This window comes from Flagellimonas marinaquae (assembly GCF_023716465.1).
In the GTDB taxonomy this organism is placed as follows: domain Bacteria; phylum Bacteroidota; class Bacteroidia; order Flavobacteriales; family Flavobacteriaceae; genus Flagellimonas; species Flagellimonas alginolytica.
Genome location: NZ_CP092415.1, coordinates 2,886,343 through 2,902,218 on the forward strand (window position 1 = coordinate 2,886,343; position 15,876 = coordinate 2,902,218).

Sequence of the window (15,876 nt, forward strand, 5' to 3'; positions counted from 1 at the left end):
TTTGTTCCGGATCTGATTATGGACAAATAACATGAAGCCCATGCAAAGGCTTGCCAAATTCATATATTTTAAAATTTTGGGATGGAAACTCAACGGTTCTTTTCCCCAAGTGGATAAATGCGTTGTAATTGTGGTTCCACATACCCATTGGTTGGATTTCTTTTTGGGCTTGTTGATCAGAAAGGTAATAAACCAAGAAATCAATTATATCGGAAAAAAGAGTCTGTTCAAACCGCCCTTCGGATGGTTTTTTAGGTGGACCGGAGGTGCGCCGGTAGATCGTTCCAAAAATTCCAATACCGTGGATAGCATTGTTCAGGTTTTTAATGAACGAAAGGTCTTCAGGTTTGCACTGGCACCGGAGGGCACACGAAAAAAAGTCGCCCATTTAAAAACCGGATTTTATCATATTGCAAAAAAGGCCAAGGTACCTATTGTAATGGTTGCCTTTGACTTTGGAAAAAAGGAAATCAAAATAGGTCGACCATTTTTTACGACTACTTATCAAGAAAAGGATTTCGATAAAATTCACGCCTTCTACCAAGGCGTAACAGGAAAAGTACGCGAATATAGCTTTTAAGTGCCCTGTATCCCTATTTTATAATCATCATCATTAAATAGGCGGTTCCACTACTTAAATCGAGAAAAGATTTTTGATGGTAACACTAGCCGAAGATAGCTTGGGTCGAGGGTGGACTTAGACGCCGAAATATCTTATATTTAGGCAACTAATAACCAATCAAATTATGATTCAAAAAAACTCAACTAAAAATTGCTTTAAACTATTTGTAGCGGCCAGTTTAATGTCCACTTCAATTATTTCGGCACAAGACTGGCAAGGATATACACCAGCCTCATTACAGGAGCAAGAAAAATTGGAGGAGACCTTTAAAAGCCAAGTGGATTATCCAAAATTTAGGGAACATCTAAAAACATTAACGGAACGGCCCCACGTAGCAGGAACAGCTGCCAATGAGAAAGTTGCGGCATACATGGCGGGTGTGATGGAAAATGCGGGAATGGACGTAAAATTATATCCCTATGATATTTACATGACCACAACAGGTGGAAGTTCCGCGGTGGAATTGGTGACACCGTTGCGTATGCCACTAAATCAACAAGAGGATATCTTGGCAGAGGACAAGTTTTCCTCGGATCCTACCTTGGAAAAGGGATGGAACGCCTATTCCGGTAGTGGCGATGTTACTTCTACCGTAGTATATGCCAATTATGGAACCAAAGAGGATTTTGAAAAGTTGGAGGAGATGGGGGTCAATGTAAAGGGCAAAATTGTTATTGCCCGTTACGGTCGTAATTTCCGCGGTTACAAGGCCAAGATTGCCGAACAGTACGGTGCTGCAGGACTTATTATGTACACCGACCCAGAAGATAGTGGTTACATGAAAGGCCTTGTATACCCCAACGGACATAATTATAACGAGAGCGGCATTCAGAGGGGCTCCGTGCTGACATTGGATTATCAGGGCGATCCTTTGACCCCATTTGAACCTGCATTGCCATTGGATGGCAAAAAGAAGGTCGATCGGTTGGACCCCTCCGAAACGGATTTGCATACCATTCCGGTGTTGCCATTGCCCTATGGTTCGGCAAAGGAAATATTGGGCAGGATGCAGGGAAAACCTGTTCCCAATGCTTGGCAGGGAGGATTGCCCTTTACATATAGGTTAGAAGGGGGAGATGGGCTCACGGTACGTGTAAAAGTAGATCAGCCCAAAGAGTTTGTTCGAGTGAGCAATGTGGTAGGTACTTTTAAAGGAACGGAATACCCGGACGAGTGGATTATTCTTGGTTGCCATTACGATGCTTGGGCTTTTGGCGCTACAGATCCTAACAGTGGTACGGCCATGCTGTTGGGCTTGAGCGAATCCATTGGTAAACTTGTTAAAAAAGGTATGGGCCCCAAAAGATCCATTCTTATTGCCCATTGGGATGCGGAAGAGCATGGAGTGATCGGATCATCGGAATGGGTAGAACAATTAAGGGACGAACTTGGTGCTAAAGCTGTAGCCTATCTCAATTTTGACGGTGGTGTTTCCGGTAAAAATTTCGGGGCCTCATCTTCTCCGACATTAAAGAATCTGGTTACCCAAATGTCCAAAAAAGTAAATTATCCCTACACTGATAAAACACTCTATGATCAATGGAGGGGCGATAAAGAGGAGCCTCGTATTGGAAACTTGGGAGGAGGTTCCGATCATATCGGATTTTATATGCACGTAGGTGTTCCATCCGTTAGTGGAGGAGCAGGAGGACCAACACTTTATCACACGAATTACGATAGTTTTCACTATTATAAAACCTTTGCAGATCCAGAATTTAAAATGGGAGGTACCATAGAGCAGTTCGCAGGTTTAATGGCTCTGAGGTTGGCCAATGCAGAAGTTATTCCGTATGACGTGAAAAGATATTCCACTGATTTAAAAGGACATTTTGCCAACGCTGTTAAAAAGATCAAGGCATTCGATACAGAATTTAAGGGCTTCGATAAAGTTGAAGCATCTATTAAGGTGTTGGATAATAACACTGAAATTTTGAACAAAGCCCTATCCGATGTTTTGGCATCCGGTACGTTGTCCAAAAAAGAAATTAAAAGTATCAACAAGCAATTGTTGGCTTTGGAAAAAAGCTTTATTGATGAAAAGGGCATGTACTATGGCTCTTGGTTTAAGTCGATATATGCATCCACGGACCCTTTTAGTGGCTACGCATCCTGGATGTTACCAGGTTTGGAATATGAGATTTCCTTGACTTCTTCCGAAAGGTTGGAAGAGTGGGACGAGCGCTATGCCGCTGCCATACAATCTTTGGCCGATAAGATTCTTAAATTGGCACAGAGCATCTCGTAGTTGAACACCTTTGTACATACTAAATAGGGCGCGATTTTAATCGCGCCCTATTGCTTTTAAGATGTTTGGAATTTATTCCTTCATGCTGTGGAACACGTTCTGTACATCGTCGTCTTCCTCGATTTTTTCCAAAAGCTTTTCCACATCTGCCGCTTCTTCTTCGTTAAGTTCTTTGGTTACTTGCGGAATACGGTCGAATCCGGAGGAAATTATTTCTATCTCGCGCGATTCCAATTCTTTTTGAATGGCTCCAAAGTTTTCGAAAGGTGCATAAATGTGGATACCATCTTCGTCCACAAACACTTCCTCAGCACCAAAATCGATCATTTCGAGTTCCAATTCTTCCGGGTCAAGTCCTTCGGACTTTATGGTAAAGTTACAAGTATGGTCGAACATAAACTCAACAGAGCCAGATGTACCCAAACTTCCGTTACATTTATTAAAATAACTGCGGATATTGGCCACGGTTCTGGTATTGTTGTCGGTTGCGGTCTCGATCAAAATGGCAATTCCATGTGGGGCATACCCTTCAAAAAGGACCTCTTTGTAATCTCCTTGGTTTTTATCGGAAGCTCTTTTGATTGCTCTTTCAATGTTGTCCTTTGGCATGTTTACTGCCTTGGCATTCTGAATTACGGCACGGAGCTTTGCATTGGCATCGGGGTCGGGGCCACCTTCCTTAACGGCCATTACAATATCTTTACCAATTCTGGTAAACGCTTTGGACATGGCTGCCCAACGTTTCATTTTTCGTGCTTTTCTAAACTCGAACGCTCTTCCCATAAAATCTTAAATTCTGGATGAGGGCAAATTTAACAAAAAATGCCCCTTTGTCAAGTTGATTGCTTTCAACTTTATCTTACAATTTTTTCGATGGTTAGGGCCAGGTCAATATCCTTTCGGGTAATTCCGTTCGCATCGTGTGTGCTGAGCTTTATCGTAAGGGAGTTATACACATTTTCCCAGTTGGGATGATGGTTTTTTGCTTCGCATTCAAAAGCAATTCTTGTCATTACGGCAAAAGCCTCTTTAAAATCGGTAAAAGTGAATGCTTTTGTGATCGTTCCATTTTCCAAGATCCATCCCGGTAAATCTTTCAAAGCCAGTTCAATTTCGTTTTGGTCCATTGTTTTCATATTCGGATTTTAGAAAAGATAGCGAATAAAACCACCAAAAGAAAACTAGACCGGTAAATGATGATCGATAATCTCTTGGCAACTAATACGAAGATTTTTGGGAAGGATATTCTCTTTGGGCAAGGCCGCCAGATAACGATCTTCGTTAGTGGTGTACACCCTTTTGTAAACAGGGTGGTAATTTCCCAAATGCGCTATGACCTCTTTAATGAATTCCTCGTGCTGGATGAGGTCGTTACTGCCCAAATGGAAGATGCCTGTTTTGTTCCTGTTGATGAGGTAATGGATTTGTTGGGTAAGCCTATCGTCGTTGGTAACATTAATGATCAGGTTCGGAAACACCTCTATGGGCTCTTTGCTGTCCAAATGCTCCTTGAGCTCCTTTATCCTGGGCGAAGTGTTTCCAAAAACCATAGGGACCCTTAGAATTGCCGCTTTTCCTTTGGGCAATCGCATGATCATATTCTCTATTTTGATTTTTAATCGCCCATATACACTTAGGGACAGGGTTTTATCATTTTCATAGGATGGGAATTTACTGTAGGCATCGAATACATTGGCGGAGGAGATAAAATATAGTTTGGCATCAGATTTCACCAAATATTCCATAAGATGCTGATGTGCCTGAATCTGGGCCGGAAAATTACCGCGTAGGGCAGATACTATAACATGGGGGCGTACACGCTCCAGTATCTGAAAAATATCATCTTCCTCGAGGTCATATCTCAAAAACTGTTTATTTGTGGCAAAGGCACTATTGGTGTAATAGGTGCCATAAGTATCAAAATAGGAGCAGAGTTCTTTGTAAATAGCATTGCCTACAAATCCACTCGCTCCTAGTATCAATATCTTTTTTTTATCCAAAAGCTGCTTACGTATTTTTATAGAATGGTAGTTTTACAATGGTGGCCGGTACCTTGTTAATTCTAATCTGGATGAACACTTTACTGTCCAATGCAGCATTCTCTTTTACTACATAGCCCAGACCTATTCCTTTAGAAAGGGAAGGGGACATGGTTCCCGAGGTTACTTTTCCTATTTGTTTGCCATCCGCATCCAATATAGGGTATCCCGCTCTTGGTATGCCACGTTCTTCCATTTGAAAAGCTACCAGTTTTCGTTTTGATCCTGTTGTTTTTTCTATGGAAAGATTTTCGCTGTTCACAAACGCTTTGGTAAACTTGGTTATCCACCCCAATCCGGCTTCAAAAGGAGAAGTGGTATCGTCGATATCGTTTCCGTAAAGACAATAGCCCATTTCCAAGCGCAGGGTATCTCGTGCTGCCAAACCGATGGGTTTTATACCAAAATCGGCACCCGCCTCCAAAACTTTGTCCCAAACTTGTTTTACTTCGGAATTCTTGCAATAAATTTCAAATCCGCCGGAGCCGGTATATCCCGTGGCCGATATGATAACATGCTCAACACCGGCAAAATCACCTACAACAAAGTTGTAGAATTTAATGGCAGAAAGATCCACAGATGTCAACGATTGCATAGCTTCCACTGCTTTTGGTCCTTGGATGGCCAACAGGGAATAATCGTCGGATATATTTCGCATTTCGGCTCCTATGGCCTCATTGTATTTGGAGATATGGTTCCAATCTTTCTCAATATTTGCTGCATTCACCACCAAAAGGTAGGTTTCTTCTTTGATCCTATAGATAATAAGGTCATCCACAATCCCACCGGTTTCGTTGGGCATACAACTATATTGTGCTTTGCCCACGGTCAATTTTGAAGCGTCGTTGGTGGATACTTTTTGGATCAGTTCCAATGCCTTTGGTCCTTCTATTAAAAACTCACCCATATGCGACACGTCGAACACCCCGACAGCTTTGCGTACAGTTTCGTGTTCAATGTTCACACCCTCGTAAGAAACGGGCATATTGTAACCCGCAAAAGGTACCATTTTGGCTCCAAGGGCCTCGTGCGTTTTGGTAAGAGCAGTCTGTTTCATTCCTTCTGGTTTTGTAGCAAATTTATCGATTTCGTTGCAGATGGAACTTTTTCCAAAAGAATGTTTTGAACAGCCTTTTGTTAAAATGTGATATAAAAATGCTAACTATCCATTAAATAGGATTTTAACTCTTCGTAACCAGAGATTTTATGTGATTTTTTCTCTTTGTCCATTACCTGTAGTATTTGGGTTGGAATTTTTGGTTGTATTCCCAGGGTTTCCTCCACCACATCCAAAAACTTAACAGGATGTGCCGTTTCCAGGAAAATGCCAAATGTGTTCGGATGTTCTTTTTGGTATTCCTTTAAACCTAAGTAGCCAACGGCTCCATGTGGATCTAAAACATAGCCCGCCTCCGAGTGCACTTTTTCCATGGTAGTTTTAGTGGTTTTGTCGGAAAAGGAATAGGACGAAAGGTTATTGCGCAAGGTGTCCAAATTATTTTGATATAATTCCCGGATTCGGACAAAATTGCTCGGATCTCCCACATCCATGGCATTGGAAATGGTCGCCACGGATGGCACTGGCTCGTAAACTCCATTTGCCATAAATTTTGGCACCACATTATTTGCGTTGGTAGAGGCCACAAAATGTTTTACGGGCATTCCCAATTTTTGAGCTACCATCCCGGCACAAATGTTTCCGAAATTCCCCGAGGGTACGGAGAAAACAATTTCTTTCCCTTTAGCTTTGGCCTGTTTGTATGCAAACAAAAAGTAAAATAGCTGCGGAAGCCATCGTGCCACATTGATGCTGTTTGCGGAGGTTAGCTGTTTACAATCGGTAATTTCTTTATCTAAAAAAGCTGTTTTTACCATGCGTTGACAATCATCAAAAACGCCATCCACTTCCATGGCCTCAATGTTCTCACCTAAGGTGGTCAATTGTTTCTCTTGGATTTCGCTTACTTTTCCACTCGGGTAGAGGATTACCACTTTTACACCATCAACCCCCAAAAAACCATTGGCAACGGCTCCGCCCGTATCTCCGGAAGTGGCCACCAAAACGGTAACATCCTGTTTTCCTCCTTTAGAAAAATAGCCAAGACAGTTGGCCATAAAACGTGCACCAACATCTTTAAATGCCATAGTTGGGCCATGAAAAAGCTCCAGGACAGCAACATTATCCTCAATTTCTTTTACGGGGAAATCAAAGTCCAATGTGTTTTTAATGATTGTTTTTAAGTCTACATCCGGTATGTCTTCTTTTACAAATTGATGGATGGCCCTAAATGCAATTTCATGATCGGACAACTCGTCCAATTTTTCAAAAAAATCGGCAGATAGGGGAGTTATGCTTTCTGGAAAATATAATCCTTTATCGGGAGCGATTCCGGCAATTACGGCTTCTTTGAACGAAGCTTGGATAGTTGGGTTGTTTAAGCTGTAAAACCTCATGGGACTAGTTAATTTTTTTAACGCCTTGGTTGTTGATTTTGGAAATGTGGATATCGAAATCCACTCCGATATTTTGATAGGTCTCGGTCATGGAATCAGCCACGTGCCTTGCAATTTTTTCTCCTCTGCTCAATGCAAAAATGGAAGGTCCAGAGCCCGAAATTCCACTTCCTAGTGCCCCTGATTTTAGGGCGTTGGTTTTTATTTCATCAAATGCTGGAATCAAAATTGAACGAATGGGCTCCACAATATGGTCGTGCAATGAACGGCCAATAAGATCGTAGTCATTTTTGAACAGTCCGGCGATCAATCCTCCTAAATTGCCCCATTGCTGTATGCCCTGTTGCATGGAAATCGTGGTTTTTAAAATTTTTCGGGAATCCGAGGTCTTAATCTCAATTTGCGGATGAATGACCGTTGCGTACAGCTCCGAAGGTGTAGGTATGGAAACAATATCCAAGGGATCATAGCTTCGAACCAATGTGAATCCACCAAAAACGGCAGGTGCTACGTTGTCCGCATGGGCCACATCGCTGGCCATTTTTTCTCCTTGCATGGCAAATTCAACTAGTTCAAGATCGGAAAATGGCCTGTTCAATAATTCGTTCATGGCCCAAACGGCACCTGCGGAACTGGCGGCACTGCTTCCAATACCACTACCAGGTTTTATACGTTTGTCAATCTCGATCTCAAACCCCCCTTGGTAGTCGCTTTTTTCCAATAAGGCCGTTCCTGCTACACCAGCCACATTTTTTTCGGTTGCCAATGGTAGGTCCTGTCCCGTAATCTTGGTGATTCGGATTCCGTTTTCCGATGTTTTGCGAACTGTCATCCGGTCACCTACCGAGTCCAGGGCCAATCCGAGCACATCGAACCCACAGGAGACATTTGCTATGGTTGCCGGGCAAAATACTTTGATTTCTTCCATGGTTTAAAAATTTCCGATTCGCACCACATCCGCAAAGATACCCGATGCGGTTACATCGGCACCGGCACCGGCACCCTTAATGATCAAGGGTTGCTCTATATATCGGTCTGTATAAAACAGCACAATATTGTCGCTGCCCTCCAAATTATAAAAATCATGGCCCTTAGGAATTTGCTGAAGACCAACTTTGGCCTTGCCATCTTCAAATTGGGCAACATATTTAAGTTTGCAATCGGCGTCTTTGGCTTGTTTGTACATTTTTTGAAAATCGGATTCATACTTTTTCAAACTTTCAAAAAAGGCTTCGTTGGAATTGGTCTCCAAGCTTTCTTCGGGCAGAAAAGCATCGTTCTCAATATCATCGATCTCCAATTGATGGCCACTTTCCCGTGCTAGGATTAGAATTTTGCGCATTACATCTACACCGCTTAGGTCTATGGTTGGGTCGGGTTCGGTATAGCCTTGATTCTGAGCTTGTTTCACTACGTCGTGGAATGTGATGGAATCGTTGAACGTATTGAACACAAAGTTTAAACTACCCGATAAAACAGCCTGTATTTTTCGAACCTTATCACCGGATGCGATCAAGTGCTTTAGGGTATCGATAATGGGAAGGCCTGCACCAACATTGGTCTCGAACAAATAGGGTGCATTGTATTCCTTGGCCAATTGTTTCAATGCTTTGTAGTTTGCAAAGTCCGACGAGGAAGCAATCTTATTACAGGTAACTACCGAAATACTATTTTTTAGGTAATTGGCATAGCTTTTTGATACATCAGCACTTGCCGTATTGTCCACAAAAATGCTGTTTCGGAAATTAAGTGACCTAACTTTTTCGAAAAATCCCTCCATTTCTGTCCGTACACCTTGGTCCAATGCGTTTTTCCAGTCTTTTAGGGAAATTCCGTTCTCGTCAAATACCATTTTCTTGGAGTTGCTGATTCCGATAACCCGGACATTTAGTTTTAACTCTTCTTTTAAATACTTTTTTTGTTGACGGATTTGCTCCAAGAATTTGGCTCCTACATTGCCCACTCCCATAACAAAAAGGTTGAGCTGTTTGATGTTTTCTTCGAAAAAGGTCTCGTGCAATGAATTCAGTGCCTTTTTTACATCCTCTTTTTTAATGACTGCGGAGATGTTCCGCTCCGATGCCCCTTGCGCAATAGCTCTAATGTTTACATTGTTCTTGCCCAAGGTGCTGAACATTTTTCCGCTCAAACCTTGGTGGCTTTTCATATTATCACCGACCAGGGCCACAATGGTAAGGTCTTTTTCGACCATTACGGGCTTTATTCTTTTTGAGGCAATTTCATATTCAAAAGTCTCGTTTACCGCCTCTGCGGCCAAATCTGCATCATCATCTGCAATTCCAACACAGATGGAGTGTTCGGAAGATGCTTGGGTAATCAATACAATACTGATGTTCTTTACCGAGAGGGTTTCAAAAAAGCGCTTTGAAATGCCGGGGATACCAATCATTCCGGGGCCTTCCAGAGAAAGAAGGCTAATATTGCCTACATGACTGATGCCTCTTACTGTTTTTCCGTTGCCGTTGTTGTTTTGGGAAATGAGCGTACCCGGGTTTTCCGGGTCGAATGTGTTTTTTATGGCGATCGGTATGGCTTTTCCCAACACGGGTTGTATGGTTGGCGGGTAGAGTACTTTTGCACCGAAATGGGACAGCTCCATGGCTTCTTGATAACTTATGGACGCTACACATTTGGCCTGCTTCACCAATTTGGGGTTTGCGGTGTACATACCACTGACGTCGGTCCAAATTTCTAAAATATCGGCATTTGTTGCGGCAGCGATTATAGCAGCGGTATAATCGGAACCGCCTCTTCCTAAAGTGGTAAGGTCCCCGTTTTTGCTGGATGCCACAAATCCTGGCAACAAGGTAATGCCATGTTTGTTTTTAGAAAAGAAATTCTCGCAGTTGGCATTGGTCAGTTTAAAATCTACCGTAGCTTTGCCAAAGTTATTATCGGTTATGATCAGTTGTCGGCTGTCCTTGAAAATGGCGTCCAACCCTTCAGATTTTAAGAACTCACTAATAATAAACGACGAAAAAAGTTCACCATAGCTTACAATTTTATCCGATAGTTTTGGAGTAAGTTCACCGATCAAAAAAGCACCTTCCAATAAAGTTTCCAGCACGTTTAGATCGCTCTTAACCTTGCTAAGGGCCGCACTTTGCGATTTTACCGGAATAAGTTCCCGAATGGCGGCTATATGTCGGTCCTCAATTTCTTTTACGAAGTTTTTATAGGATACATCTTGTTCCGATGCACGTTTTGATGCATTGAGAAGGAGATCGGTTACGCCCCCAAAGGCCGATACCACAACGGCCATGGAGTGGTTTTTTTGTGATTTTAGGATAGATTTTACCTTATTTATATTCTCTGGATTGGCTACCGAAGTGCCTCCAAACTTTAAGACTTTCATGATGAAATGATATTGTGAAAATTGAAAAAATAGATTAAAACGGACGGAATTATATATAGCAGACTTACCCCAAAGGGGTGGTGGTAGTAATCGTAGAAATAGATGAAGGAGTATTCATCAATTTTAGATTGTTATCCGTTTCTTTTAAGTTCATTGCTTTATAAATGAGATGATAAAAGTAGTACTTTTGAATACTTCATCAAATCATTGGTGATGTTTTTGCGATATTGTTACGAATACACATTTTTTATTGCTGAATGAAAATTTTTTCCTCACATCAAATATATCAAGCTGATAAATCCACAATTCAAAAAGAACAGATAACCAGCGATGCACTCATGGAACGGGCGGCCACACAACTGTTCGAATGGATGCATGCTCGCTTACGGGGCACCCAGGTGAACATAAAACTGTTCTGCGGCATTGGTAACAATGGGGGAGACGGCTTGGTGTTGGCCAGAAAATTGCATGAGCATGGTTATTCCATTCACGTATTTGTGGTAAACTATAGTGATAAGCGCTCGGAAGATTTTCTGTTGAACCTGGAACGCTTGAAGGATGGAAAGGTATGGCCGGATTTTATCAATAACGATAGTGGTTTACCCAATATTTCCGAATCGGATATTGTTGTCGATGCCATTTTTGGAATTGGTCTGAACAGGGTTCCCGATGATTGGGTCGGTAATTTAATAGCCCATATTAATGCTTCCAATGCCTTTACACTATCTGTGGATGTACCGTCTGGATTACCCGTGGATAGATCTCCTTGGGAACCATCTTATGTGATCAGGTCTAGTTATGTGTTGAGTTTTCAGTTGCCCAAATTAATTTTCTTTTTGCCAGAGACGGGTGCGTATGCCAATCAATGGGAACTATTGGATATTGGATTGGACGCCGAGTTTATCGCAAAAACGGAAACGGATTTTGAGCTGATAGGGCGACCGGAGATTTTGCCAATGTACCGACCCAGGTCGAAGTTCTCACACAAAGGAACCTATGGACATGCGGTTATTATTGGAGGCAGTTATGGAAAAATAGGGGCTGTTCAGTTGGCGTGCAATGCCTGTTTGAGTGTTGGTTGTGGACTGGTTACGGCTGTTGTGCCGAAATGTGGTTACCATTCCCTACAAACTGCCGTGCCCGAAGCTATGGTGCTTACCGGTTCCCGGGATAAAATTATTTCACGGATAGAAATTCCTTTTAGTCCAACTGCTGCTGGCATAGGGGTGGGAATGGGCAAGGATGAGGATACGGTCCAGGCTTTGGCTGTTTATTTGAAGGGTTCAGGTTCTCCTATGGTTATTGATGCCGATGCATTGAACATTCTTTCCGAGAACCGGGATTTGCTTAAAGATGTACCGGAAATGTCCATTTTGACCCCTCATCCCAAGGAGTTGGAGCGACTGATAGGCCCGTGGACATCAGATTTTGAAATGTTGGACAAGGCCAAGTCGTTTGCTGATCGATATAACTTGGTGGTTGTAATCAAAGGAGCCCATACTATTACTTTGTACAATGGCAAGGGATATGTTAATACCACAGGTAACCCTGGTATGGCAACTGCAGGAAGTGGGGATGTTTTAACCGGAATGGTCGCAGGGCTTTTGGCTCAAGGATATCCACCAGCCGAGGCTGCAATATTTGGGGTATACCTTCACGGGCTGGCCGGAGACATTGGCGCTTCCAAAAATGGATATGAAGCTCTAAAGGCTTCGATTATTGTGGGCAATATTGGTAGTGCTTATTCGGAACTGTTCCGTAAACCTGAAGCGGAGCAAAAAGAAAATCCCAGGTAAGCATGAGAATTAAGCACTGTTTCTGCTTTTTCTTGCTTTCAATCTTTTCTGGATCCAACTCAGAGCGTTGTCGAATTCAATAAAAAACTCCATAGGCTTTTTGTAGAACATTTTTTCAATATTGAAATTGTGCATGTCTATTTCCTTTTTGGAAACAATGGCGAAAGCGACAAGGTTGTCCATGCCCCGTAAATAATTGTATACCGTTGGGTCAATGGCGTACGAGTTCTTTCTTAAACTGATGTATGCGAAATCCTTTTCTCTAAAATGGATTTCTGAAATGCCGATCATTTGGTAAGCCCTTTCTAGGGTAATGGTTGTTCCTTCATCAAAAGAAGCAACCATATAATTGTTGAAAACCTGAACGGTTCCAATGTCCAGTTGATACTCGCGTACCACAACCGTCTTCTTATTAGAAGTAATTTTCATCCCCAAGTAATTATAGTGTCTCGCCAACGAAATTATGAGGGTTGCGCACCGTGAGGAAAAATAATAGATTAAACGCTAAAATATCGTGTGTATGGTAATTACAGGGCATAAAAAAAGCTGACGATCGTCAGCTTTTTTTAAGTGTTGTTTCAAATTATTTTTCGGCTTCGGGCGATTTCTCGGCCTTTTTTATTTTAATGGTGAGTTCATCATTTTTCTCGTCCAGATCCATAAAAATACTGTCGCCTTCTTCCAACTTAGAATTCACTATTTCCTCTGCAAGGGCATCTTCAATATATTTTTGGATGGCTCTTTTAAGAGGTCGTGCACCATATTGTTTATCGAACCCTTTGTTGGCGATGTAGTCTTTTGCTTTTTCGGATAGATTCAGATCATAGCCGATTTCCTTGATTCGCTTGTACAGCTTGTTCAATTCAATATCGATAATTTTATGGATATCTTCTCTCTCCAAAGCATTGAATACTACGACATCATCGATCCTGTTAAGGAATTCCGGGGCAAATGCTTTTTTTAAGGCGTTTTCAATTACACTTTTTTGATGGCTATCGGCCTGTGCCTTTTTTGCAGCGGTTCCGAAACCTACACCTTGTCCAAAATCTTTTAACTGTCTGGCACCTATATTGGAGGTCATAATAATTATGGTGTTCCTAAAGTCGATCTTACGTCCAAGACTATCGGTCAAGAATCCATCATCCAATACCTGTAAAAGCATATTGAAAACATCGGGATGTGCTTTTTCCACCTCGTCCAACAATACTACGGAATAGGGTTTGCGGCGTACTTTTTCCGTTAACTGACCGCCTTCTTCGTAACCTACGTATCCGGGAGGGGCCCCTACCAATCTCGAAATGGCGAATTTTTCCATGTACTCGCTCATATCTATGCGAATAAGGGCATCTTCGGAATCGAACAGTTCCTTGGCCAGAATTTTGGCCAATTGGGTTTTACCGACCCCTGTTTGTCCCAAGAAAATGAACGAACCTATTGGTTTGTTAGGGTCTTTGAGTCCGGCACGGTTTCTTTGAATGGCCCGTGCAACTTTGGTTACGGCTTCGTCCTGGCCTATTACAAAGCCTTTGATCAAATTGGGCAGTTCTGCCAATTTGTTGCTTTCGGTCTGGGCAATTCTGTTCACGGGTATTCCACTCATCATGGAAACCACGTCGGCAACGTTGTCCTCGGAGACCGTTTCCCGATGTAACTTGCTTTCCTCTTCCCAGCGTTCTTGGGCGGATGCCAATTCTTTTTCGAGACGTTTTTCGTCGTCTCTAAGTTTGGCGGCTTCTTCGTATTTCTGTTTTTTGACAACGCTGTTCTTAAGTTCGCGAACGTCTTCCAACTGGCCTTCCAGTTCCAGAATTTGTTTGGGAACATCCATGTTCACGATATGCACTCTTGATCCAGCCTCGTCCAAGGCATCGATGGCCTTGTCCGGTAAAAAGCGGTCCGTCATGTAGCGGTTGGTCAATTTTACGCAGGCCATAATGGCGTCGTCCGTATAGTTTACGTTATGGTGCTCTTCGTACTTCCCTTTGATGTTCATCAAAATCTCGATGGTCTCTTCCACGGAAGTGGGTTCTACCATAACCTTTTGGAATCGACGCTCCAAGGCACCATCTTTTTCTATATATTGTCTATACTCATCAAGCGTAGTTGCTCCGATACATTGTATCTCACCCCTTGCCAATGCGGGTTTAAACATATTGGAAGCATCCAAGCTGCCTGTTGCACCCCCGGCACCAACAATGGTATGTATCTCATCTATGAACAAGATGATATCGTCGTTCTTCTCCAACTCGTTCATTACGGCTTTCATTCGCTCTTCAAACTGGCCACGGTATTTTGTGCCTGCCACCAACGAAGCCAAATCCAAGGTCACCACTCTTTTGTTGTAAAGAATACGTGAAACCTTTTTGTTGATAATGCGCAGTGCCAAACCTTCGGCAATGGCACTTTTACCAACTCCTGGCTCACCAATAAGCAATGGGTTGTTCTTTTTTCTACGACTCAATATTTGGGAAACACGCTCAATTTCCTTCTCTCTGCCCACAACGGGATCGAGTTTGTTCTCTTCGGCCAAACGAGTGAGGTCCCTGCCAAAATTGTCCAAGACCGGTGTCTTGGATTTTTTGTTTCCTTTTGGAGCGGATCCGGAACCAAAGGAACTTTCTTTGCTATCGCCCATATCGTCAGCGTCCCCAGGGAAAGATTCTGCCTGAGGGGAATCAATATAATCATCGTCACTGGTGATCATGGATTTGAATTGTTCCTTTACATTGTCGTAATCCACTTTTAGCTTGTGCAACAATTTTGTTGTAGGATCATTCTCGTTCCTAAGAATACAGAGCAAAAGGTGCGCTGTATTTATGGAGGAACTTTGGAAAAGCTTTGCCTCCAAGAAGGTGGTCTTCAATGCTCTTTCCGCTTGGCGCGTAAGGTGAAGATTTTTTTTATCCTTCTGTATTGTTCCTGTATTGGGATTTGCAGGACTCAGTATTTCCACCTTTCTGCGAAGGTGGTCCAAGTCCACGTCCAGTGCGTCCAATATGTTTATGGCCTTGCCATTCCCGTCTCTTAAAAGACCCAGCATAAGGTGTTCCGTTCCAATGAAATCATGGCCCAATCTCAGGGCTTCTTCCTTGCTGTATGCTATAACGTCTTTTACGCGGGGGGAGAAATTATCGTCCATACGTTTCTTTTTCAGCAATTAAAATTAATAAAAGTATTGTTACGATGGGCAAATACCGTACCCTTATTCGATAAAGTAGTGCTAAATGTCGGAATAAATAACTTTTTTAACCGGATTTAACAAAGCTTTATTAGCAGCTCGGTTATCAATCCGAACTGTTGATAATTTTTTTAATAAAGTCTTAGTAAAGGGCTATAAAGGCTCG

At 42.4% G+C, this 15,876-nt stretch carries 12 protein-coding genes; 3 read left to right on the forward strand and 9 right to left on the reverse strand.

Translation table 11 applies throughout. The features are described 5' to 3' along the window. Positions 1-40 precede the first annotated feature (40 nt). The gene (locus tag MJO53_RS12790; protein WP_252079355.1) at positions 41-580 is read left to right on the forward strand and encodes a 1-acyl-sn-glycerol-3-phosphate acyltransferase; all 540 of its coding nucleotides are present in this window, start codon (positions 41-43) and stop codon (positions 578-580) included. A 166-nt stretch (positions 581-746) separates the two neighbouring features. Further along, a complete protein-coding gene (locus tag MJO53_RS12795; protein ID WP_252079356.1) occupies positions 747-2,867 on the forward strand; it encodes a M28 family peptidase in 2,121 nt (706 codons plus the stop codon). 72 nt (positions 2,868-2,939) lie between these two features. Here the strand turns inward: MJO53_RS12795 and MJO53_RS12800 are convergent, their stop codons facing one another. From MJO53_RS12800 to thrA, 7 genes are all read right to left on the reverse strand, one after another. Then, positions 2,940-3,650, reverse strand: coding sequence for a YebC/PmpR family DNA-binding transcriptional regulator (locus MJO53_RS12800; RefSeq protein WP_224834859.1), 711 nt, complete (start codon positions 3,648-3,650; stop codon positions 2,940-2,942). Positions 3,651-3,721: 71 nt separating this feature from the next. After that, positions 3,722-4,003 (reverse strand): 4a-hydroxytetrahydrobiopterin dehydratase, encoded by a 282-nt coding sequence (locus MJO53_RS12805; RefSeq protein WP_224834858.1) that lies wholly within the window; start codon positions 4,001-4,003, stop codon positions 3,722-3,724. Between the two features lie 45 nt (positions 4,004-4,048). Continuing rightward, positions 4,049-4,867: a sugar nucleotide-binding protein gene (locus tag MJO53_RS12810; protein WP_252079357.1), complete on the reverse strand. Its 819-nt coding sequence runs from the start codon at positions 4,865-4,867 to the stop codon at positions 4,049-4,051. Positions 4,868-4,874: 7 nt separating this feature from the next. Next, entirely contained in the window at positions 4,875-5,963 is a 1,089-nt protein-coding gene (gene gcvT / locus MJO53_RS12815) for a glycine cleavage system aminomethyltransferase GcvT (protein ID WP_224834856.1), read from the reverse strand. 101 nt (positions 5,964-6,064) lie between these two features. After that, positions 6,065-7,360, reverse strand: coding sequence for a threonine synthase (gene thrC, locus MJO53_RS12820; RefSeq protein ID WP_252079358.1), 1,296 nt, complete (start codon positions 7,358-7,360; stop codon positions 6,065-6,067). Between the two features lie 4 nt (positions 7,361-7,364). Continuing rightward, on the reverse strand, positions 7,365-8,288 hold the full coding sequence (locus MJO53_RS12825) for a homoserine kinase (protein WP_252079359.1): 924 nt from the start codon (positions 8,286-8,288) through the stop codon (positions 7,365-7,367). A gap of 3 nt (positions 8,289-8,291) precedes the next feature. Further along, positions 8,292-10,736 (reverse strand): bifunctional aspartate kinase/homoserine dehydrogenase I, encoded by a 2,445-nt coding sequence (gene thrA / locus MJO53_RS12830; protein ID WP_252079360.1) that lies wholly within the window; start codon positions 10,734-10,736, stop codon positions 8,292-8,294. A 257-nt stretch (positions 10,737-10,993) separates the two neighbouring features. Here thrA and MJO53_RS12835 point away from each other — a divergent pair, with 257 nt between their 5' ends. Continuing rightward, positions 10,994-12,532 (forward strand): NAD(P)H-hydrate dehydratase, encoded by a 1,539-nt coding sequence (locus MJO53_RS12835; RefSeq protein ID WP_252079361.1) that lies wholly within the window; start codon positions 10,994-10,996, stop codon positions 12,530-12,532. Between the two features lie 9 nt (positions 12,533-12,541). Here the strand turns inward: MJO53_RS12835 and MJO53_RS12840 are convergent, their stop codons facing one another. Together MJO53_RS12840 and MJO53_RS12845 are read right to left on the reverse strand one after the other, a co-directional pair. Next, positions 12,542-12,961, reverse strand: coding sequence for an STAS/SEC14 domain-containing protein (locus tag MJO53_RS12840; protein ID WP_252079362.1), 420 nt, complete (start codon positions 12,959-12,961; stop codon positions 12,542-12,544). Between the two features lie 154 nt (positions 12,962-13,115). After that, positions 13,116-15,671, reverse strand: coding sequence for an ATP-dependent Clp protease ATP-binding subunit (locus MJO53_RS12845; RefSeq protein WP_224834850.1), 2,556 nt, complete (start codon positions 15,669-15,671; stop codon positions 13,116-13,118). Between the last annotated feature and the right edge of the window lie 205 nt (positions 15,672-15,876).